20 protein-coding genes are annotated in these 21,877 nt (G+C 36.1%); 4 read left to right on the top strand and 16 right to left on the bottom strand.

Annotation, left to right across the window (positions count from 1 at the left end):
- Positions 1 to 4: 4 nt before the first annotated feature.
- The 4 genes from G6O70_RS06930 to G6O70_RS06915 form a co-directional block, all read right to left on the bottom strand.
- Complete coding sequence (locus G6O70_RS06930; protein ID WP_057869131.1) at positions 5 to 1,270, bottom strand: glycosyltransferase family 4 protein; 1,266 nt, start codon at positions 1,268 to 1,270, stop codon at positions 5 to 7.
- 20 nt (positions 1,271 to 1,290) lie between these two features.
- Complete coding sequence (locus tag G6O70_RS06925) at positions 1,291 to 2,505, bottom strand: nucleotide sugar dehydrogenase (protein WP_057869132.1); 1,215 nt, start codon at positions 2,503 to 2,505, stop codon at positions 1,291 to 1,293.
- 14 nt (positions 2,506 to 2,519) lie between these two features.
- A complete protein-coding gene (locus G6O70_RS06920; protein ID WP_057869133.1) occupies positions 2,520 to 3,200 on the bottom strand; it encodes a sugar transferase in 681 nt (226 codons plus the stop codon).
- 239 nt (positions 3,201 to 3,439) lie between these two features.
- A complete protein-coding gene (locus tag G6O70_RS06915; RefSeq protein WP_057869134.1) occupies positions 3,440 to 4,192 on the bottom strand; it encodes a hypothetical protein in 753 nt (250 codons plus the stop codon).
- Positions 4,193 to 4,397: 205 nt separating this feature from the next.
- Here G6O70_RS06915 and G6O70_RS06910 point away from each other — a divergent pair, with 205 nt between their 5' ends.
- Complete coding sequence (locus tag G6O70_RS06910; RefSeq protein ID WP_057869135.1) at positions 4,398 to 4,952, top strand: sigma-70 family RNA polymerase sigma factor; 555 nt, start codon at positions 4,398 to 4,400, stop codon at positions 4,950 to 4,952.
- Positions 4,953 to 5,220: 268 nt separating this feature from the next.
- On the opposite strand, the gene murI is transcribed toward G6O70_RS06910, so the two are convergent.
- The 11 genes from murI to G6O70_RS06850 all read right to left on the bottom strand — a co-directional run bounded on the left by murI (position 5,221) and on the right by G6O70_RS06850 (position 16,419).
- On the bottom strand, positions 5,221 to 6,003 hold the full coding sequence (murI, locus tag G6O70_RS06905) for a glutamate racemase (RefSeq protein ID WP_057869136.1): 783 nt from the start codon (positions 6,001 to 6,003) through the stop codon (positions 5,221 to 5,223).
- Positions 6,004 to 6,146: 143 nt separating this feature from the next.
- Complete coding sequence (locus G6O70_RS06900; protein ID WP_057869137.1) at positions 6,147 to 7,499, bottom strand: DHA2 family efflux MFS transporter permease subunit; 1,353 nt, start codon at positions 7,497 to 7,499, stop codon at positions 6,147 to 6,149.
- Positions 7,500 to 7,519: 20 nt separating this feature from the next.
- On the bottom strand, positions 7,520 to 7,924 hold the full coding sequence (locus tag G6O70_RS06895) for a MarR family winged helix-turn-helix transcriptional regulator (RefSeq protein WP_057869138.1): 405 nt from the start codon (positions 7,922 to 7,924) through the stop codon (positions 7,520 to 7,522).
- 175 nt (positions 7,925 to 8,099) lie between these two features.
- Positions 8,100 to 9,266, bottom strand: a complete 1,167-nt coding sequence (locus tag G6O70_RS06890; protein ID WP_057869139.1) for a pyridoxal phosphate-dependent aminotransferase — start codon at positions 9,264 to 9,266, stop codon at positions 8,100 to 8,102.
- Positions 9,267 to 9,359: 93 nt separating this feature from the next.
- A complete protein-coding gene (locus tag G6O70_RS06885) occupies positions 9,360 to 9,899 on the bottom strand; it encodes a biotin transporter BioY (protein WP_057869140.1) in 540 nt (179 codons plus the stop codon).
- Between the two features lie 163 nt (positions 9,900 to 10,062).
- The gene (gene arsC / locus G6O70_RS06880; protein WP_057869141.1) at positions 10,063 to 10,467 is read right to left on the bottom strand and encodes an arsenate reductase (thioredoxin); all 405 of its coding nucleotides are present in this window, start codon (positions 10,465 to 10,467) and stop codon (positions 10,063 to 10,065) included.
- Positions 10,468 to 10,490: 23 nt separating this feature from the next.
- Entirely contained in the window at positions 10,491 to 12,302 is a 1,812-nt protein-coding gene (locus G6O70_RS06875) for a heavy metal translocating P-type ATPase (RefSeq protein ID WP_057869142.1), read from the bottom strand.
- Between the two features lie 106 nt (positions 12,303 to 12,408).
- The gene (locus G6O70_RS06870) at positions 12,409 to 13,410 is read right to left on the bottom strand and encodes a hypothetical protein (protein ID WP_233419127.1); all 1,002 of its coding nucleotides are present in this window, start codon (positions 13,408 to 13,410) and stop codon (positions 12,409 to 12,411) included.
- 118 nt (positions 13,411 to 13,528) lie between these two features.
- On the bottom strand, positions 13,529 to 14,014 hold the full coding sequence (locus G6O70_RS06860) for a hypothetical protein (protein ID WP_057869164.1): 486 nt from the start codon (positions 14,012 to 14,014) through the stop codon (positions 13,529 to 13,531).
- 302 nt (positions 14,015 to 14,316) lie between these two features.
- Positions 14,317 to 15,699: a HAMP domain-containing sensor histidine kinase gene (locus G6O70_RS06855; protein ID WP_233419128.1), complete on the bottom strand. Its 1,383-nt coding sequence runs from the start codon at positions 15,697 to 15,699 to the stop codon at positions 14,317 to 14,319.
- A 30-nt stretch (positions 15,700 to 15,729) separates the two neighbouring features.
- A complete protein-coding gene (locus tag G6O70_RS06850) occupies positions 15,730 to 16,419 on the bottom strand; it encodes a response regulator transcription factor (protein ID WP_057869143.1) in 690 nt (229 codons plus the stop codon).
- 269 nt (positions 16,420 to 16,688) lie between these two features.
- Between G6O70_RS06850 and G6O70_RS06845 the strand changes: the two genes are divergently transcribed.
- Genes G6O70_RS06845 through G6O70_RS06835 form a run of 3 tightly spaced genes read left to right on the top strand, consistent with a single transcriptional unit; the run spans position 16,689 to position 19,276 of the window.
- Positions 16,689 to 17,174 carry an FMN-binding protein gene (locus G6O70_RS06845; RefSeq protein ID WP_057869144.1) on the top strand — a complete coding sequence of 162 codons (486 nt, stop codon included), beginning with the start codon at positions 16,689 to 16,691 and terminating at the stop codon, positions 17,172 to 17,174.
- 28 nt (positions 17,175 to 17,202) lie between these two features.
- Positions 17,203 to 18,003, top strand: a complete 801-nt coding sequence (locus G6O70_RS06840) for an FAD:protein FMN transferase (RefSeq protein ID WP_233419129.1) — start codon at positions 17,203 to 17,205, stop codon at positions 18,001 to 18,003.
- A complete protein-coding gene (locus G6O70_RS06835) occupies positions 17,981 to 19,276 on the top strand; it encodes an FAD-binding oxidoreductase (RefSeq protein WP_057869145.1) in 1,296 nt (431 codons plus the stop codon). Before G6O70_RS06840 ends, G6O70_RS06835 begins: the two co-directional genes overlap by 23 nt.
- A 315-nt stretch (positions 19,277 to 19,591) precedes the next feature.
- Here the strand turns inward: G6O70_RS06835 and G6O70_RS06830 are convergent, their stop codons facing one another.
- Positions 19,592 to 21,787: a dynamin family protein gene (locus G6O70_RS06830; RefSeq protein WP_057869146.1), complete on the bottom strand. Its 2,196-nt coding sequence runs from the start codon at positions 21,785 to 21,787 to the stop codon at positions 19,592 to 19,594.
- Positions 21,788 to 21,877 lie beyond the last annotated feature (90 nt).

The following is a 21,877-nucleotide window of genomic DNA, read 5'->3' as shown; positions in this document are numbered from 1 at the left end:
TCTCCTAATTAATCTCAATAATATTTTTTCTATATCTATTAATGGATTTTTCTTTATTCAATTCTTTTTTTGAGAATTCAAATCCTCCATAAGCCATTTTTTTAATTGAATCGCTATCACTCTTAAAAATTGCTTTCAAATTGTTCTCAAGTTTCTTATAGTCAGTTGGCTCAGATTGAAATCCATTTTTACATCTTCTTATAATTAACTCTATTTCTGAATCCTTTTCGAGCACGGCCAATACTGGCTTAGCAACTGCCGCAATTCCATAGTATTTTGATGGGCAAGAAACCCCCTTAATTCCTTTAGCATTAACACACCAATGAACATCAGCAGCATTTAAACTATAAATTAAATCTTCCTTTTTTTGATAGGGAATAAAACTGACATTTTTCATTTTATGTTCTGTAACATATTTCTTTAAAGTTGGTAGCACACTACCTGCACCAATAAAAACAAAAACTACATCTCTCCCATCCTTGGTCTTTGTTCCTACTGGAAACTTCTCAATTACTTTAATTATATTTTCTAAATCATAATATAAACCAATATTACCTGAGTACATGATAACAAATTTATTAATTAGCTCATATTTTCTTTTAAAATTTTGGACACCCAGATTATCTTCATCAAGTGGATAAATTTTTTTCTCATCAATCCAGTTATTGATATATGTATGTTTAGGAACATTCTTATATTTGAATCTTTTTTCAAGTGTTTCCTCCATGTCCCTACCAACAACAACCACTTTGTCAGCCACTTTACATGAAACCTTATCTAACGACATCATCAATTTAAGAATAAATTTGTTTTTAGAAAATCCAACTGCCATTATTTGTTCTGGATTAAAATCTTGAATATTGTAAATGAATTTCGCTCTCTTGACAAATTTTCCAAACACCCCCAACAAACCACCTAAAATAGGAGGTTGCGAGACTGAAAAAATATAGTCAAATTTTCCCAATTTTAGAGTTGCCACCATAGCACGAATAAAATACGTTACAATGTTCCGAATTCTACTTTTCTTATTGCTCTTGCTGAATTCCGGTACTCGCACTCTTACTAATTTTACTCCGTTCATTTCTTCTAAATAATATTTTCTTTTTTTATATTCATCTTCAATCACACCTGTATAACTTGGCACAACACAGACAACCGTTATATCAAAAGTATCTAACATTCCTTCTGCTAGCTCTTTCAATATCTGACCCGTTGAAGCAGTATCAGGAGCATAGTAATGAGCATATATTAATAATTTCTTTTTATTCACCTTAACTCTCCCAATAATTATTAATCATTTCCAAAAATATCTCTTGTATAAACCTTTTCTTTAACATTTTCTAATTTATTTTCAATTCGATTAGCAATAATTACACTAGCTTTTTCCTTAAAATCATCTAAATCATTATTTACTTTACTACCGAAGAAGCTGCTTCCGTTCTCTAAAGTTGGTTCATAAATGACAATTTCAACACCTTTTGCCTTTAACCTCTTCATTACACCTTGAATGCTACTTTGTCTGAAATTATCACTATTTGCCTTCATTGTCAGCCGGTATATTCCAACAACTATCTTCTGTTTCCTTGATTCATCATAGAATCCAGCATGTTGTAGAACTTGCTCAGCAACAAAGTCCTTTCTAGTAGCGTTGGAGTTTACAATCGCTTCAATCAGATTTTGCGGAACATCTTGATAATTTGCTAATAATTGTTTTGTGTCTTTCGGTAGACAATATCCGCCATACCCAAAAGAAGGGTTGTTGTAATGATTGCCAATTCTTGGATCCAACCCAACCCCTTCAATTATTTGTCTCGTATCTAATCCCTTAAGCTCAGCATAGGTATCAAGTTCATTGAAGTAACTCACGCGCAAAGCAAGATAAGTATTAGCAAATAACTTGACAGCCTCTGCTTCAGTGGATCCCATGAATAATGTAGGAATATTTTCTTTAATTGCACCCTCCTGCAACAATGAAGCAAACTTATGAGCAGCCTCTATTAATTTCTCATCGCTGTTATCCAATCCAACAACAATTCTTGAAGGGTATAAATTATCATACAAAGCATGCCCCTCACGTAGAAACTCTGGACTAAAAAGGATCTTATTAGATCCCATTTTTTCTCTAATAGACTGTGTAAATCCTACTGGAATTGTAGACTTAATTACCATATATGCCTCAGGATTATACCTCATTACCAACTTAATAACCGCTTCTACCGCTGAAGTATCAAAATAGTTCTTCACATCATCGTAGTTAGTAGGTGTTGCTATCACAACTAATTCTGCATTTTCATAAGCTTCCTTAGCATCCAAAGTTGCTTTTAAATTCAAATCCTTATTTTTAAAAAAATCTTGAATTTCCTTATCAACAATCGGCGACTTTCTTTCATTAATCATTTTCACTTTTTCAGGAACAATGTCCACTGCTGTCACTTCATGATGTTGTGATAATAATGAAGCAATACTCAAACCAACGTATCCTGTTCCTGCAACTGCTACCTTCATAAATTTTACCTTCTCTAATATGCTCCATTCGGAACTATCATTATTTTTATTGTTTTTAATATTATTGCTAAATCATAGAGTAATCCGCTTTTTTTTATATATTGCAGATCTAATTCAACCATCTCGTGAAATCCAACTTCGTTTCTAGCACTAACTTGCCACAAACCAGTACATCCTGGTATAACTAACAATCTTTGCTTATCATATTCAGTGTACTCTTTAACCTCATCAGGTAGCGGTGGACGCGGACCCACGAGACTCATGTCGCCTTTTAGCACATTGTATAATTGTGGTAATTCATCCAGGCTCGTTCTTCTAAGTAGCTTACCTATCTTAGTAACGCGGGGATCATTGTGCAGCTTGAACATTGCCCCATCAACTTCATTGAGTTGCTTCAATTCTTCAAGCTTCTTATCAGCACCCATGCACATTGAACGGAATTTATATATCGAGAATAACTTTCCGTTCTTGCCCACGCGCTGTTGCTTGTAAATAATTGTCCCATCTGTTTCTTCATGCTTGATTGCTCCAGCAACCATCAATAATACCGGTGATAATGCCACTAAACCACAGGCACTTAATGTTACATCTGTGATTCTCTTGCAAAAACGATACAAGCGACGTCTCTTAAGTTTCTTTAGATTGATTATTTGATTGTGATCAAAATTAATATCCTGCAAATCATCAATCACCATGTGACTCCCCCTCCTGATAAAATTATTAACAAAAAATGAGTTACGTTTTAATTATACACATATTTAAATAAAATAAAATACAAAAAAAATAAAAAAAGGCACATTAAATTCATAAAATCTACTTATTTTATGAATATGCCAATTTCATTAATTATAGTAATAATATATTACACTTACGTTACTTAAACTACGTTAGCATCTTAAATTTCTATTTACTCTTTTTTATTTAACCTCAATAATTAGATGATTCCCCTACTCTTCTTCCTAATCTCCTTCAGACTATCTTCAACTAACTCTTTTGACACCTCCTTACCCATTATGCCTTTCAACACATTTTCAATAATATAATAGATTCCCCAATCCAGCTCACTCTTTAAAGAGGTACTCTCTACACTCGGATCCGTATATTGTCCACAAATATTATAAACAGACGTTTGTTTAATATTCTGAAATTCAATATTAATCTCATCCACTATGCTGCACTGCTTCATTATAATATTACCTGCTATCTTCAACTGCCTCCTAACTACATTCTTATCAACCATGAAGTCCATTCTCAATGGGTCACCCAAGAACTCTCTAAATAATATTGTCATATTCCGTTTATTTTCTGTAAATGAAACTCCAACGCTATCATTCAACAATAACCAATCAGTTGAATGCTGCGTTGCTCCAGATAATGGAATTATTACATTCTTGCCATAGACATATGGTAAACCACCCTTATTTTGAGACATTACCCTCGTTCCTAGGAAGCTGACTGCTTGATCCGTAATAAATTGGTTTATTAACTTCTTAGTCTCCTTATTAGTTCTGATAATTCCCCTGTACTTGTCAACTAAGATTGACTTGCAGCCAAGTTTCTTATAATTGAGACAATTGAAAACAAACAATGTACTCTGCAGATTAATTGTTGCCTTCATATCCAATTCTGAATTGAAGATAATCTCATCTAGATTGAATCCATGAAATAAAATTTTTTCGTGATGCATTTGCTTCCCCCTCTACCCTTCACACTTTTTTGATAGCGTTATCATTAATAGCTTTCATTATAAAGCTTTCTCTAATTAATTACCATATTAATTTTAATCTATCTTTTTAACACTTTCCTCTAGATTTTTCAAACAATTATTTTTGTGTACTCTGAAAATGATTTGAGGCCTTGAATCAATTCAACCTAATTGGAGTGATTCAAAAATGAATGATAAAATATCAACCTTTGCTTTCAAGCATCTCTTGCAAGACGACAATACAAGATTAATCCATGGTGTTCTTAAAAGCCTTGGCATCTCACCTACCAGAAATGATTATCAGGATCTATACCAAGAAGGCTGCTTATTATATGTGGAAGCTTATGAGCATTTCTTTACAACACACTCATCTGAAGATCTCGAGGTATTCGGTCCCTTTGCCTTTAGATTAATCAAATGGCGTTTGTTAGATCGAATTCGTAAGGAAGTGAAGCATCAGGAGCACTGTAAGCCTTTAATTACAATTCATTCCGATGACACAACTGAAGACAGTGGCTATCCTGATCCATTCGCCAGTAATTTTGAAGGGGAGATTCTCGCTAGTGCTTTCTTCCAAGAGCTCTGGGACAAGTGTACACTACAAGAACAAGCGTATCTCGCAAACCGTGTAGCTGGTGTCAGTATAACCAAGATGGCAAAAATGTTAGGTGTCTCAAGACAGGCCATCTACAAGTGGCGCGATGGGGTCATTAGAAAAGCAAAAAAAATCGTGGCACGTTAATTTCATTATGGTGGTTTCTAAAGTGATATCCATTAAAAAACAGCAAATAACTCAACTTTATCTTCTTAGAAAGGAGTTTTTCAATACCTGTACTAGAATAAATCGAATGAATTGTACCTTGAAAGATATTTAAAGTTAGATAGAAACTTTTGACTTATGCAACACATTTATTCGTAGTAAAATAGAGGAACTAGATCAAAATTAATTTTGACCGAGTTCCTCTTTAAATTCACATAGACTTTTATTCCCATCTATAATCCAAAATCATTTACATTTGTGCCTTAAACAATTGCTCGCTTAATTCAATCTTACCTGATCCTTCTTCACTATTGGCAAAGGCAACACTTCCTTGATGATTCAATGGCTGCAATAATTCCTTGTCTCGCAAAATCCGCTGCAATTCTCGTGATGCACCAGGTCCACCATCAATAATAAATTGGTGGTTACCCATTACTTTCTGGATTGCAGCTTTCACGAATGGAAAATGCGTACAACCTAATACCACAGAGTCAGCCGTCTCCTTATACGGTGCTAATAATCCCTCCAAATAGTTCATTACTGCTGGGGAATTCAGATCACCGTTCTCCACATATTCAACAAGATCTGGTGCCGGAACCAATACTAGATCTGCGAGATTCTCATATTGAGCAAGCAATTCTTGGAATTTTTGTTCTCTCAACGTTAATGGAGTTGCCATCACCAGAATCTGCGAATTAGGCTTCCGCAACACTGCTGGTTTAATCGCCGGTTCTAATCCAATCACTGTCAGATCTGGATAAGCTTGACGGATATCTATAACTGCCGCACTCGTAGCAGTATTACATGCAATTACAATTGCTTTAACCTTCTGCTCAATAAAATGATCTACAATGTCAAAACTCAACTTTTTAACTTCAGCAGTGGTTTTAATCCCATAAGGTGCATTATCTGAATCTCCGAAGAAATGATAGTCTTCTTGTGGCATCAAGCGATGTAAATCACGAAGAACACTAATTCCACCAACGCCAGAGTCGAAAACACCAATTGGGCAATCTTTGGTTATTTCATACATTAGCCATACTTCCTTTATATAGATGTACCTATCATTATACTATTATAATTGAGAACATACACTAAACTAAAATCAGGAATTAAGATCTTTTACTTAGAATTCTTGTTATCAACTCTATAATCAATATCTTACCGTTCTTCTTATTATACTTCACTTTTTTTCTCATTTCTAAAAACAAACATAATAAATATTAATATTGAAATAACGAATAAAACCCAGAAAAAGTTTTGAAGGCCAGCTTCTATACCTCTCTGATCTGAGCCAAACAAAGCAGCTACGGTTGTTCCCACGGCTCCCATAAACATCTGTGTTCCTTGTAAAATTGCATTAGCATCACTTTGCAAACTCACAGGAATCCCATCAACAGAGGCAGTCATACTTGTACTAAAAGCCATGCTTCTCCCAATCGTGAAGACAATGTAGCTAAGAGTAATCGTCATAAAATTCATCTCGTGCGTAATTAATGCCATACATAAGAGGCTTGCGGCAAAAATTCCATTTCCAATAAATAGCAATTTAGTTGATCCAATTTTATCGTACAAAGAACCAAATACCGGAGACAACACTGCCCCTATTAGTGTTCCTGGCAACAATGAAAAACCCGCCAAAAAACTTGTAGTATGTGTGACTGATTCCAAATAATTAGGTAGCAACAATCCAAGTCCTAAGTTTGCAAACATGTACAAAGTAACGGGAATCAATAATAAAGTAAAAGATTTAGAACTAAATAGTCGAATATTTAAAAAAGTTCTTTTGCTTCTTATTGATACTACAATGAATGCTAAAAAAGCAACGATTGTAATGGCTAAGAGTGCGATATTAATGGAACCACCCTCTAGCTGATTAATCATCAAAATCCCCGAAATCAATGCCACACTTAACAAGATAAAAGCCCAAAAGTCAAATGGCTCTAAATTCTTACTCCGTTGTTTTTCTCTTATACTGCTCCAACCCATAACTAATGAAGCAACTGGAATAATTAACAAAGTAAAAAATATAGCACGCCAACCTAAGCTTTCAATAAATATTCCCCCATAGGTAGGGCCAAATGAAGGAGCCAAGCTAACTACCATAGCTCCTATGCCCATCCAAACACCTATTTTACTCTGTGGAATCTGTGTCAAAATCAGATTAAACATCAATGGCATCGCAAGTCCAGCTGATATACCTTCTAAAACTCTTCCCGCCAATAATACTGACAACGATGGAGAAAGTCCTGCAACCAAAGTCCCTATAATAAAAATCAAGTTGGCAGATAACCATATTTTTCTGACACCATATTTTTTAGTTAGATACGAACTAATAGTCATAGTAACCGTAACCGCCAGTAGGTAAGCTGTAGTAACCCATTGTATATTATTAAGCGATGTATTAAAAACATCCTTAAGGACGGGGAAAGTAACATTCATAGCCGTCTCAATCATTATGCCACCAGCTGCTAATAAAGCGGCTGATATAATTGCTAATTTATTTTTAAGTTGAATTGATTCTTCCATTTTTTCTCCAATATATTTTTTTATTGTTCAAAACTTTCTAAAAATTTAAAAATCACTTGTTTTTCTTCTGCCGAATAACTAGACATTATTAGCTTGTCATGATTATCTATATAACCCTTAATGATTTCACTAATTTCAGTTCCAGAATCTGTTAATTTTATTTCCTTAATTCGTTTGTCTTTTTCAGACCTGTACCTCTTAACCAGATCTTTTGCCTCTAAACGATCAATCATCACCGTAACAGTTGAACCTTGTATATGGAATTCTTTTTCGATATCTTTTTGTGTAACTGCTGAACAAGTTCTTAAAAAATCTATAATTGTCATCTGGACACCGGTTAATCCATGTGGACGTGCGAGTCTATCCAAATCAGCATTAAGTGCGTTATGAGCTATCTTTATTAATTTCCCAATAGATTGTTTCATAAAATATCCCCTTTGTTTTTAATTAGTTAGCTAACTAATATTATATACGATTACTAATTTTTTTCAACTTTTTTTAAGATCGTACATTATGGTACAGATTTCTATTTATCACAAAATAAAAATACACCATAAGTCAAAACTCACCTGACTTATGATGCACTCATTAACATCTCAATTATTTTCTGTTTTTCACATATTCCTTAATGCGCTTTGCTGCTTCTTGTAAATTCTCAAAACTTGCGGCATAACTGATACGCACATAGCCATCCCCACCAGTTCCAAATGATACACCTGGAATAATCGCAACATGTGCCTCATTGGCCAAAGCTCGAACAAACTTCCATGAATCTTGTGGACAATTAGCTGGAATCTTGGCAAAGATATAGAAAGCCCCATCTGGACTCGCAATCTTAAACCCAACTTCTTCTAATTCCTTAATCATGAAATCACGGCGTTTTCCATATTCCTTCAACATAGTCTTACTGTCATTTTTACCATTAATCATTGCTTCAAGTGCTGCAAATTGAGAAATAGTTGTTGGAGCTGTAACAAAGTTCTGATGTGACTTTACAACTTGATCAACGAAATCTTGTGGCCCTAAAATATATCCTATACGCCACCCAGTCATCGCATGTGACTTCGACAAACCCGTAATTAAAATTGTTCTCTCTGGAATTGCCCGTGCAATAGAAAAATGCTTCTTAGTATATGTTAATTCAGCATAAATCTCGTCACTGATTACCCAAAGATTCCGTTCCCGCACAACTTCTGCCAATTCTTCTATTTGTTTGCGTGTATAAGTAACCCCCGTTGGATTGCTAGGATAATTCAACACAACTGCCTTAACGCGAGCTAATGGATGTTCATCAATAACTTGTTCTAACCTCTTTGCAGTTAAAACAAAACCATCATCGCTCGTATCGACTAATATTACACTGCCATCATTAACCTTTGTTATTGGTATGTAAATTGGGAAAATCGGCGTTGGGACAATTACGGTATCACCAGGATTTATAACTGTCTGCAAACTAGCTGCAATTGCTTCTGTTGCTCCAACTGTTGTTACAACTTGACTTGCTGCGTAATTCAAATCAAACTTCTCATTATAATATGTTGCGACAGCTTCACGTAAAGCTGGGATTCCCGCATTAGGAGAATAATGTGATTGATTATCTTCAATTGCTTTAATCGCAGCTTTCTTAATATGCTCTGGTGTATTGAAATCAGGTTCTCCAAGAGTCAACTTAATTATTCCGGGAATATCACTTGTATCAGAGTCAAATTGTCTAATATCGGAAATACCAATTTGCTCAATCTTCTCATTAAATTTATTTTTTGTCATTTGAATGCTCCTTGTCATAAGTAAATATCAAACTTAAGGAACATTATAGCACAGTATAAAAGTCTTTTGATTTATAACTTTTAACCATCTATATTATCTTGCTAATTGTTTTTGTACTATTCCTTGCAGACGCTGTGCAATTATTACAGCTAATACTGCCTTAATAATTCCAGGAATAATGAATGGCACTGTTCCTGTCATTAAAGCCGTGTTCAAGCTGATATGCAGATTTGGAATCATCCATACAGAGCCTATTAAAAGACTGGCAAGCATCCCAATTATATTTGCCGTAAATAATGATATAAAAGTCTTACCCCAGTACTTTAAGATTAGTCCTGTTATTAGGCAGTATATTGGAAACGAATAAAGATACCCTGCTGTTGGCCCAACAAAAACTGCTAGTCCGCTAGAAAATCCTGCAAAAACCGGCAATCCAGCCGCACCCATTATTAGATAAATGCAAAGTACAGTAAAACTATTCATAACTGGTAATAGACTTGCAATTAGACCTACTGCAAATGTCTGCATTGTAAGTGGAACAATGGGTAGTGGAATTGTAATCTGTGAACAAACGATCATCATTGCTAACAAAATACCTGACAATACTACAAGGTGGAGCTTTTGATTCTTCATAAACAAACCTCTTCTCACTTTGATAACAACATTGTAAGTATTCGGAGGCTAACTGTCAACCATTAATTATAATTGGTTAACGATGTAAAAGGTAATATTCTTACCAAAACACATAATTCAAAATTTTTCAACATGCAATTGACTATTAAATGATTGGCCAAACTTATTCTAAACCGTGTACTATTTTTTTGATTTTATCACGAACATTCCGAAAAACATCGAGCCGCTCTTCATAGCTTCCAACTGCATTCACAGGATCTGCCAAAGGATAATGAAGGTGCTGCGTTTCAGCTGAAATAACAGGGCACTTGTCTTTTGCATCTCCACATAGTGTAATAATTAAATCAGCAGACTTAAAATAATCAACATCAATCTTCTTTGAATATTGCCCCGAGATATCAACCCCATCTTCAAGCATCACCTTAGCTGCATCAGAATTTAATCCATGAACTTCAACTCCAGCACTTCTAATTTCAAATTCATTTTGTGGTAAAAGCACTCTAGCATATCCTTCCGCCATTTGACTGCGGCATGAATTCCCAGTACATAAAAAATATATTTTTTTCATCGAAAGTACCTCACATAATTTTATTATAAAGCTCTATGACGCTGACCTTCTCTTGCCCGCAAGGCCCATAAAATTGAAACCGTATCAATGATTTCTTGCATCATCGCTCCAACTAATGCTGGTAAAATACCAGTTGTTGCGATTAACATTAATAATACACAAATAAATATTCCAATCAAAACTGCTTGTTTAGCCACTTTCATTGTATTTTGGGAAATTTCGACTGCTTTCGCGACTCGTCTTAAATCATCCTTCAAAATAACAACATCTGCTGATTCGCTTGCAGCACTGGATCCATGTGCTCCCATAGCAATTCCCACATCCGCCATCGCCAGAGAAGGTGCATCATTGACTCCATCACCAACCATAATTGCTGGTCGCATTGCCTCAGTCAGGCTTTTAATAGCTGTAATTTTGTCTTGGGGCAACAAGTTGGCCTGCACATCACTAATACCCACTTTTTGAGCTACACTTTGAGCTGTTGTAATCTGATCGCCAGTTAGCATCATCAAATGCTTTACACCATATTGCTTCAATTGTCGCATTGTCAGCTCAGCTTCTGGCCGAATTTCATCTGTAAAAGTCACATAGCCGCAAAGCTTGTGATCAACCGAAAGATAAACAGCGGTTTGTTGGATATCCAATTTTGGATTAGCTGAGGTCACAAAGCTTAACTTTCCCACCTTAATCAATTTTTCGTTTTGCTTAGCCACAAGACCTTGACCAACGATCTCGGAAACATCAGTAAAACTTTGCAACTCAACATGGTTCTCTTGTCCATACTTAACTAATGAACGTGCCAAAATATGATTAGAGTTTTGTTCTAAGCTAACTGCTAGACTCAACAATTCGGTTGGTGTAAGTTCACTTAGAGATTTGATTTGAGCAACCGTTAAGTATCCCTTAGTAATTGTACCTGTTTTATCAAAAATTGCTGTTTGGGCTGTTGCCAATTTTTCAATTACATCTCCCGTTTTTACAACAATCCCATTTCTTGACGAACGACTCATTCCCGAAACCATCGCAACTGGAGCAGCCAAGATCAAAGGACAAGGGGAAGCAACCACTAAAACTTCAGCAAATCTAACTGGGTCCTTAGCCAAAAACCAAGCAACTCCAGCAATTAGGTAAGTTACCAAAGTAAAAGGAACTGCATAGCGGTCGGCTAAGCGCACAAAATGCGACGGAGAATTGCCAGCAATCTTGACTAACTTTACCAGTTGCTGATATTGGCTATCCTTAGCTAATTTATCAACCTGCATAACTAAAACCGTATCACCATTGATTGCTCCTGACAGCAATTTATCGTCTACCCGCTTACTTACAGGTCGTGATTCACCTGTTAAAGAGGACTCATCAACATTCCCTTGTCCTTGAATCACATGACCATCAACTGGGATTACCTCACCCGGTTTGACAACTAAATGGTCATCAATTAAAACAGCAGCAACTTTGACATCATCTTGTTGTTGCTTCACAATCCGGTGCGCAATCTGAGGTGAATTATCTACCAATGATTTTAATTCTGAACCTGCCTTTTTGGCAGCATACTCTTCTAATGAATCGCCACCGATCAGCATTATCAAAATAATCATCGCTGCCCAATATTCACCGACTGCTAATGTAGCAATAATAGCTGTAATTGCTAATAAGTCAACGCCATAATCGCCGGAGTGAAGCGCTTTAATCATTTCTTTTAACATCATCAGTGCAAAAACAATCCCTGTTAGAGTTATGATACTTTGTGCAAGAAGTTGCTGTCGTAAAACAAATTGAATAATTACCGTAACTATCCCGATTCCTAAAATTATTCCCAGTTTATTATACTGTTTCATAAAATCTACCCCTATTTGTTAACATTTAAAATCATTATTTTCGTTTGTTTATTAGTCAACTAATTCATTCTAATTCTAGTTCATCAAGTCCAAGAAATAAACCAATTCAAACTTTCCTATTGCTGTAAGTCGCCTTATAGACTAACGATGCAAATCTGACCGTCTGTGCATTCATCTTGACTGGATATGGTGAGAGTTGATAATTGACAGTCTGAACAATTTCAACGGGCTGCATCTGACTATCCTTGTTTACTAAAAATATTTTATAAGAACCCGCTGCGATTTTACCATGGTATCTTAATGCTGAACTACCTGCCTTTAATCCATATTTTAACAGATAATACCTCTTAGTTCGATAATTAATCAATTCTCCAGATAATTTCGAACCCTGCGGAACTGCCACTGAAAATGTCGTAGCTTCATGATTGATGACCATTTGTTGAGAAACAACCTTTCCAGGCTCTACCCAAGTCTCCTTCGCATGATACTGCAAAGAAAGCTGGCTTCTTTGTGCAGCGATAATCTGCCCTGCAGATCCATGCCAATTAACAAGATTGCTTACAATCACAATCAGGCAAACGATAAACGGGCCTAGTTTTGTGCGTAGAGAACTAACCAATCTGCTCTGCATTTCTTGGACCTTTTGGCTCTTTGTTTCTTGTATGGGCAAAGTATTGATAACTAATAATAATGGCAAGATAGCCTGTCCATAACGACTTTCTGACTCCCACAATAGCATGTGGAAAAACACGTAGCCGACTGCTGTAATGATAGTCAACTCACGAATAGAATCAAGTGCTGTCTGCCGTTTAAGCAATTCTAAACATTTGCTTAAAGCAATCAAATAGATCCAGATGAAGCCGCTGCGCATAATTGCCTGACTTAAAACGTGTACTTTTGACTGCCAATTGACATAAACTCGCGGTACTTGAATAAAGCCCCCAGTATAAGCACTCTGAATGTCATTAACACTTAACAAAATTCCAATTCGCGAAACCCACTGTCGTAATACTCCACCAATTCCTAAGCGGCTTAAACGCTCTGGCAAAGCCTTGGCAATATATGACTGTCGAGAAGCCTTAGATGGTAAGCTAATCATTTTTTCCACATCATTACCATCTTTAATAACCTTTGCAGTGTATTATTCAGTACTTCTTCTTCATTAAATGCTGGTACGACAATTGTTAATTTCTCCATATTTAATCCTCTTCTTTTAATGTAAAAATTTAAAAATCACAGATAAAATAAAATATCCGCATGATTTCCCACCAAACTAGCGCTACTAACAAGCTTGCCAGCATCCCAGTAAAAGAGCTTTTCCCTCCGTACAGCTGTGCGGTAATCACCATCCCCAACCACAAAAAAGCTAGCAAGATTGTTAATAACTGAACTTCTTGATCGACAAGTGTCGGAAGAATAATTGTTAGGACTATCAGAATAATGATGACCGTTGCCAGAACATGTTCGTTAATTAATACCAGCACAGGGGATCTACTAAGCTGCAGTTCTTGTGAAATCCAATTAATTAATAGTGCCAGTAGCACGCTGCTAAAATGGACAAATATTACCCAGACGGCATTTACTATTCGTTTAAAATACTTCCAGATAGCAAATGCAATGATAATTATTAATACAGAAGTGCTTGCAAAGTTGCTGAAAAATGAAACAATGGGATAAAACTGATTTTGCCCACTTGATCTCACAGTCAGCATAAATTGTTGCAAACTAGTGTCTAAGGACTTGAAATATGTTGCTTTTAAATAGACCAGCAGCAGTAAAATGACATATAAAATTAAAGAGATAACCCCAGTTATTAACCAACCGAAATTTTTTTTTATTAAAAACAGCGCTTATCCCTCCCTTCTTAACTCCCCTCACTTGAACATTTTCAAGTTTAGCAACTTTTATTTATCGCTAAAAGTAACGCTTGCTGAGAGGATTATGAGATTTCTTTAGAAACAAAAAAGCCTTTAGCCGAATGACTAGCAGCGCTAAGGGCCAAAATTAAATTATTTCAGAAATTAATTCTAAATTCTAAAGAAAAAACAGTGCCTCGTGTTTGATTATTCGCAACTTTTAAAGTGACGTGATTTAAAAGAGCAAGCTGTTGGGCAATTGCCAACCCCAACCCTGTGCCAGTAATTGAACCACGAATGTCATCTGCACGATAAAATCTTTCAAAAATATGCTTTTTGTCTTGCTCAGTGATTCCTCTTCCTTGATCAGCAACCTTAATAATTAATCCGTTAGAATTTCTTTCAAGAGTCAATTCAATTACTGAATCCTGTGGTGAATATTTACTAGCATTATTCAACAAGATAATCAGGATCTGTTCAATGCTTTTTTGATGCCCTGTGATAACTATCTTAGTTGGAATATCAGTAATTATTTGCTGTGGAAAAAGTAAATTCATCTCCTCGGCAAGCTTCTGTAAGGACTGACTGATATCATATTTTTGCAGTGTCAGCGTCATTTTGTCTGCTCGCGAAAGGGTCAATAATTCTTCAATTAGTTTTGTCGTTTGTTCAGCTTCTTGATATATATAATCCAAGGAATCCTGAACAATTTCCGGATGGTCATGCCCATGTCTTTGAATTAATTGAACGTGACTTTGGATAGTTGCAATCGGCGTCCGTAATTCATGGGCAGCATTCGAAACAAAAATTTTTTCTTTTTCCGTTTTATCATATAAATTTGTCAGCAGATGATTAAAACTGGCAGCCAGCTGCTTGACCTCTGTTGGTGTTGCTGGAATGGGCAATTTGTCTGTCGTCTGAGTCTTTTTAACAGAAATCGCTTCAGCACTTTTAGTTAACTGACTTAGTGGACCTGTCAACCGTTGAGCAATCAGCCTGATGTATAACGGCAGCGTCAGGAGTGTTAAAACCAAAACAATTGCAGTAATAATGATGACTCTTTCCAAAATCTTCAATTGCGAATCTAATTTTATCCATAAACTATAATGAATTCCTTTGGCATGCCCCGTATTATAAAGCAGAAAACCGATTTTAGGGCGATAATAGAGCCCATGGATTAAAAAAAATTTCTGGGGCTTGATTTTCAACAGGCTCTTAGCATCAGGAGAATAATAATTTTTTGTCTTGGCATCTTGTCGACTATTTCTAACATGCACGTAACTCGTACTGGTATTCAAAGTACTGTTGAACCGCCACTGTTTCCAATCACGATCGCCATCAATCACTGTTCGTTCCAGACTCTTAATAATATTGTTTGAAGTCATGCGGCTAGTTTCCAACAACTGATGTCCGACTGCAACCACTGTAATAATACTAAAACTGACAATTATTGCCGTGATTAGTAATAGGAAACTTCGCAGCATAATCGAGTCACTATTTTGTTCTTTCTTAATCTTTGGCCTCATCGTTTTTATTTTCATCTTCTTTGCCTTCACCTAGCATCACTTTCCTTAATTGTCTGTCAGTGAATAGCCAACACCTCTAACAGTATGAATTAATTTTTTTGAATTAGGGAATTCATCAATTTTATTTCGTAAATAACGAATATACACATCCACAATGTTAGGTTCGCCCTCAAAGTCGCTGCCCCAAACCAAGTCAAGCAGTTCATTACGCGTAAATACCTTACCAACAACCTTAAACATCTCCACTAACAACTGATACTCTCGTTGCGTCAATTGAATGCTATGGTCCCCACGTGTAATCCGACGTTTCCCAGTATCAAGTACTAAATCATCGAGTTGATAGACTTGATGATTATCCAATATTTGCCTTGGACGCCGCAAAACAGCCGTGATCCTCGCAAGTAATTCTTCAATATCGAATGGTTTAGTAATATAATCATCTGCTCCACCAGTTAAACCCGCCACTTTATCTCCAGTATAATCACGAGCAGTCAACATGATAACTGGAATGTCATAATCACGCCGAATTCGTCTGAGTACTCCTAAGCCATCCAACTTGGGCAGCATCCAGTCCAAGATGATTAAATCAATTGTTTGTTGGTTCTTATCAAAAACGCTCAAAGCTACTTCGCCATCAGAAGCAGTCAGAACCTGATAATTCTCAAATTGTAATTCTTTTTTTAAAGAAGCAACCAGTCCGAGTTCATCTTCTACTAATAAAATTGTTTTACTCACTATATTCCCTCCAAAGCAAATTCTGATATTTAGAGAATTCGTGTCAATCTATTTTAATACAAAAATTGCAAATTAATCTCTCTGTTCGAATTTCAAAATCTTATGTCACATTCTTTTACCCAATTTCATTATATCAGCTGCTGCCTGCTTTTTTCTGAGAATTTCTCAGATTGCTTTCATGAATTATAAGTGGCTTTATCTCATTATTTAGCATATTATCTAAAAAAAGAACTAATCAACTTGTTGAGAATATAGATAGAGGTGTAAATATGTATCGTAAAATAGTAGTTGTTTCCTTATCACTGACAGTTGCAATAGCTATTGTATTAGACAGTTATTTTGTCTTGTATAAGACCCTAGCTAGCAATGATAATGCAGCAAGTAATAATACAGTGAACAGTACTAGTACTGCTGATAATTCAAGTTCAGCCAGTTCAGCCGTTTCAAGCAGCACTAACAAGCAGCGAAGCTACAAAGATGGTGAATATGTTGGAAAAAGTACCGCAACTGCCTGGGGCAATGTCCAATTGAAAATTAAAATTGCTAACAATCGACTAACTAAAATTACCGTTCTTAAATATCCGAATACACATTCGCATTCAGTTGAACTTAATCGGCAAGTCTTACCAGTTTACCGGCAAGAAGCAGTTAAGAGTCAATCAGCAAACATCCAGCAAGTTTCCGGAGCAACCGAAACCTGGAAGGGTTTTACAGGATCTTTGCAAAGTGCCCTAATCAAGGCACGACAAGCTTAAGCATTGCAATTGTTAGGAGGTAATTGACGTGGAAGAAAAAAAAGGTTATCAATTCTATGATCGCGTAATTAATATGATGAATATTCCATTCACCTTGACCTTGGTTTGTGAAACACAGATGCCTGTTGTAGATTACTGGATCGATCATCTAATGACGCAGGTACAACAAAAATTGCAAGTTGTTGATCATATTTTCTCTCCCTTTAAACAGGATTCGTTATTAAAAAAATATCAAGCAGGTGATCTACAGGTTATGCAAAATACAAGCTTTCATACCGTCTTTGATCTAGCCAAAAAGGCCGCTAAAACGACTGCTGGTTTCTTCGATCCTTATTATGCGACTGAATTTAATCCAACTGGTTTGGTTAAAGGCTGGGCAATCGAGGAGATTTTTAATAATCTGTTGTCCCCATTTCTTAGAAACCATCCTTTAATGATTGGCATTTCACTGAATGGTGGCGGTGATCTACAATTTGCTACACAACAGGGAAGCTCTTTTTACTGGGAGATTGGAATCGAAAACCCCAGCCAACTTGATAGCTTGAGTGCTGTTTACAAATTAAAAAATGGTGCTGTCGCTACTTCTGGTTTTAGCAAACGTGGACAGCACATCGCTAATTTGACAGATCATTCTCTCCTGCAAGCTACTATCGTTTCCGACAGTCTGACCTGGGCAGACATCTGGGCAACAGCTGCCTTAGTTGCTGGTCAGCAAAATTTTATTAGTCTCTTAACCAAGTGTCAGTTAACTGGATTAATGATTACATCAAAGAATATTATTCCATTTTCAGAAGGGCGGCTTGCAGATGCTGAGAAAAATACAATATAAATTAGTTCTTTTTTGGTTAAGTTTCTTTTTTGTTGTACCTTTGCCCTTTATACAAACGATTTCTACGGGGCTGCAAGGAATGTCAGCTAATGAAATGCTTGCTATCTATAGCGGAGTCATTGCATATGCATGGATGCTCGCAATAGTTTATTTGAGTACGAAACCGCACTGGTTGGATCGACTAGTTGGCTTGCCCAGTATATATCAGCTTCACGGAATTCTTGCAATTGCTGCTCTAGGACTGGCCTGGCTGCATAAGATTGGTACTCATTCGGCTGGATTAATTAAACAAACCGGTGATTTATCCTTGATTATTCTAACCGGATTGATTGGTTATTCACTGCTGTTTTTGGCCAGCTGGTTAATCAGTCGTTTTTCTTTGTTATCAAAATTCAAGAAAATTCTTGAAAAGGTCTTTAAACATGAAATTACCATGCTGCTTCATAAATTACTTTTGGCAGCTGTCATATTAGTTTTTATCCACGTTCGACTAATTGACTATATCAGATCCATTACACCGTTTATGATCTGGTTTGACGGTTTAAGTTTGCTGACTGCGCTTAGTTATTTGCGAACAAAAGTTAGCTGGTATGGACGCAAAGGACAAGCAGAACTTAAATTAATTCAAAATCATAGCTTATCTGATCGTGTACGTGAACTGACTTTGGGAGGACGTCAGAGCCAGCAGCTTGATTTACAGGCAGGAGACTTTGTTTTTTTGTCTTTCCCACGGGTACCAAAATTACGCGAGCCACATCCCTTTTCACTAGTCAGTCTTCCTGATCAAAGTGGAGAATTCAAGCTGACAATTAGGGGCGACGGTGATTTTACCACTAGTCTGCAAACACTCAAACCTGGGACGACCGCTAAAGTTACTGGCGGATTTGGCCGATACCAAGCATTTATTGCAGAACATGACGATACTGCAAACTTAGTTATGATAACTGGTGGAATTGGCGCAACACCTTTATTTTCACTAATTCCTAATAACTTATGTCATAAGATTTATTTGTTTTACTCAGCTCACCGCCAGACTGATTTGTTGTACCAGCAGCAGTTAAATCAGTGGACTCAGCATGCCAACTTTACTGGTTTTTGGCAGCAAGGACGTTTTGCCGACGATTTTGTTTTAAATCGTTTACCACATGGTTGGCAAAACCATACTTTATTTTTACTCAGCGGCCCTGTTTCGCTAATCCATCATTGGGAGAAATTGCTAGAAAAAGCTAAAGTTGATAGTAACAATATTTTTAAAGAAGAATTCAATTGGTAGTATTTGAACATCTTGTGTTGTAAAAAAACGAGTTAGAGAGTATGACATAAGTGAAATCTTGATTTGCATATCCAACTTTTTTAAGTCGGTACAAAGCGGAAAGATTTGAGTATTAACTCGAAATTACAAATAGAGCGTGTACTTTACTATGAATAATTCGAAGTTAGGCGGAGAACCAAAATAACATTAAAAAAAGGATTAATGCCTGCTGCATGCAGAAAGCATTAATCCTTTTTGAAGTTCACAAATATAAGGCACAAAATAATTAGGAATTTGATTATAAGATAGAAAACTCGGATTGGGTCAAAAATCATATCACAAAATCTTTTTACTTTCACTGATTCTATATGATTCTATTAGCTGCAGCAGACTGCTCAAAAAAGGCATCTCTCCTTGAATTGTTTGTGCTGTTTCTCTTTGATGCTGTGCATATTCTTCTTCAACCTTCTTGATTGTTTCGGCCGTAATCTTAGCAGTATCATCCCAATATTTAACAATCTCCGCAGTGTACTTTTGTTCCACACCCAAGCGTTCAAATTGTTTAATCACCTGCCTTGCATACTTTCTCATCCAGCCATCACCAAAAATATTGAAAGCCACAAGTCCGGAAAATACGATCACCGCGAGTGCTAGAGTTAACGGTCCTCCGATTGCCGAAATTGCCGTTGCTGCTCCAGATACAGTTCCACCGTACAGCCCAACTGAACTCAAAAAGCCTGCCATCTGCGTAACGAGAATATATCCTCCAAGATTCCCCAGACTACCAAATAATACGGAGAAAGCTCCATAAATTCCAAGACTGGTTGCTACACCTGTAGATGATTTGATGAAGAGATTAGTGAAGTCAAAATTCTCAGAGTAAAAAAAATCATTAAACTTTTTTATTGAACCATTCATTTTACTGGAAAAATCAGCTGAATTTTCTGTTAAGATCTTTTGCAGCGTTTCATCTACCATATTTTGTAATAAAACCACTAACTGTTTCTTATCCTCCTGCTTATTCTTAAATTCTTTTTTCTTGATTAATTCTTCAATCGAATTGACCGCGAACATCTTTGTATAGACACTATGGAAATCCTTAATAGAAACTTCTTTCTTTGCATTCGATAATCTTAGTAGTTCTTCTTCTATCTGCTGAAACTTATACTTCTTAAGACTTTCCTTTGTCACCGGGGAATTAATGCGTGCTGTTAAGCGTAACTCAATTTGTTTGCCAGCCACGATCATTTCTTCAATCGTGCTTCTATATAACACTTTACATTGATTTATCTTAAACCTCACAATATTTTCCATCATTTTGATGAATACCTGCTTGAATGCTTGTGAAAGTTGAATGTTCTTAATATCAGATGCATAAAAGCGACTGCGAAAAGCTTGCGGGCTGTAAGTCGGTCCAAATTTTGCAAAATATGTACTTGTCTGAACATTCAGAAACCTTGCAACAGCACGATTAAAGATCTCACTGATGTCACTATTTCCTACAGAATCCGCATGACTTCCCACAAACAATAGGTTGTTAAAGGGGGCTTGACCAGCTTGGTCAAATTCTCTAGAAGAGGAATCAATAATTTGTTTAATGAAAGCCATATCCTCTTCACGCAAAAAACTAGCCATTTGTGATAAATAAATTGTAACATCCGCATACTGATAAGCTCTAAGTGCAGTTTGATTATCTTTTTCATTTGCACTAATTCCGGGGGTATCGATAAAGGCAAGACCAGTTAAAATTGGTGCATCTATAAAAGTAAATATATAAGTGAGTTCCTGGCTTTTCTCCTCACTGCTTTCTTCATTATATTTATTTAAACCATATTCTCTAATAAGATTCGTTTGTCCAATCGCGACGATATATTCATCTGACTCAATCATCTCTTGTAAATTTGAGATATTCACTACTAACTTATGATCCGACCTAACGACAACTGTGTTATCATCCTCTCCAATATTCGTTGGTTTATCTGATATATGATATACATAATTGATTGCGGCAGTCATTGGTTGAAATGCAGTTGGCAATATATTTTCACCCAATATGACGTTAATTAACGAGCTCTTGCCTGCATCAGATCCACCCACAAAAGCAACTAGCGGCTTATTGAGTACATTACGGCACAATGGACCAATTTTTTTTAATTCTTCGAAGTATTCCTTTACCTCTGCAACATTTAGTTCAGTCTCTTCCCCTAGTTCTTCTCGTTTGACTTTTTCTAGCGATTCCTCAAAAATTTGTTCGTTTTCAAAAGCTGTCTTTAATAATTTTTCTCTTTCTTCAATAATTGTATTATCTAGTTCCCAAGGTAAATAGATTTGATTTTTAAAGCTGAATAACTGCTCTAATGTGTAATCAGTCTTAGCAGCTATCTCCTTATATATTCTCATTGTCAGATTATCAGGATCTTCTTCCCATGCTTTAAGCGTTACCATTTCTATTCCCATAAGATTGGCAAATTCTTGCCTATCCATTTTTACAATTTCTTCTCTAAAGTAGTTTAGATCAAATTCTCCATTCATAACTTAATCCCCCAAGTATTAATACGAATCAAAAAACTACATTATTACATATCTGTTATAAGATAAATCGGCTTAGATAGATTGGAATTA

It is taken from the genome of Liquorilactobacillus hordei DSM 19519 (assembly GCF_019443985.1).
GTDB classification, from domain to species: Bacteria; Bacillota; Bacilli; order Lactobacillales; family Lactobacillaceae; genus Liquorilactobacillus; species Liquorilactobacillus hordei.
Note: the sequence above shows the minus strand (reverse complement) of the source record. Positions and strands in the feature narration are given on the sequence as shown.

What these genes read in the sequence shown, in the direction of transcription:
- G6O70_RS06920 (WP_057869133.1), bottom strand. Translation starts at nt 3,200, where the DNA reads ATGGTGATTGATGATTTGCAGGATATTAATTTTGATCACAATCAAATA.
- G6O70_RS06830 (WP_057869146.1), bottom strand. Translation starts at nt 21,787, where the DNA reads ATGAATGGAGAATTTGATCTAAACTACTTTAGAGAAGAAATTGTAAAA.
- G6O70_RS06875 (WP_057869142.1), bottom strand. Translation starts at nt 12,302, where the DNA reads ATGAAACAGTATAATAAACTGGGAATAATTTTAGGAATCGGGATAGTT.
- G6O70_RS06910 (WP_057869135.1), top strand. Translation starts at nt 4,398, where the DNA reads ATGAATGATAAAATATCAACCTTTGCTTTCAAGCATCTCTTGCAAGAC.
- G6O70_RS06895 (WP_057869138.1), bottom strand. Translation starts at nt 7,924, where the DNA reads ATGAAACAATCTATTGGGAAATTAATAAAGATAGCTCATAACGCACTT.
- murI (WP_057869136.1), bottom strand. Translation starts at nt 6,003, where the DNA reads ATGTATGAAATAACCAAAGATTGCCCAATTGGTGTTTTCGACTCTGGC.
- G6O70_RS06915 (WP_057869134.1), bottom strand. Translation starts at nt 4,192, where the DNA reads ATGCATCACGAAAAAATTTTATTTCATGGATTCAATCTAGATGAGATT.
- G6O70_RS06855 (WP_233419128.1), bottom strand. Translation starts at nt 15,699, where the DNA reads ATGAAAATAAAAACGATGAGGCCAAAGATTAAGAAAGAACAAAATAGT.
- G6O70_RS06845 (WP_057869144.1), top strand. Translation starts at nt 16,689, where the DNA reads ATGTATCGTAAAATAGTAGTTGTTTCCTTATCACTGACAGTTGCAATA.
- G6O70_RS06835 (WP_057869145.1), top strand. Translation starts at nt 17,981, where the DNA reads ATGCTGAGAAAAATACAATATAAATTAGTTCTTTTTTGGTTAAGTTTC.
- G6O70_RS06885 (WP_057869140.1), bottom strand. Translation starts at nt 9,899, where the DNA reads ATGAAGAATCAAAAGCTCCACCTTGTAGTATTGTCAGGTATTTTGTTA.
- G6O70_RS06900 (WP_057869137.1), bottom strand. Translation starts at nt 7,499, where the DNA reads ATGGAAGAATCAATTCAACTTAAAAATAAATTAGCAATTATATCAGCC.
- G6O70_RS06860 (WP_057869164.1), bottom strand. Translation starts at nt 14,014, where the DNA reads ATGCTGACTGTGAGATCAAGTGGGCAAAATCAGTTTTATCCCATTGTT.
- arsC (WP_057869141.1), bottom strand. Translation starts at nt 10,467, where the DNA reads ATGAAAAAAATATATTTTTTATGTACTGGGAATTCATGCCGCAGTCAA.
- G6O70_RS06890 (WP_057869139.1), bottom strand. Translation starts at nt 9,266, where the DNA reads ATGACAAAAAATAAATTTAATGAGAAGATTGAGCAAATTGGTATTTCC.
- G6O70_RS06925 (WP_057869132.1), bottom strand. Translation starts at nt 2,505, where the DNA reads ATGAAGGTAGCAGTTGCAGGAACAGGATACGTTGGTTTGAGTATTGCT.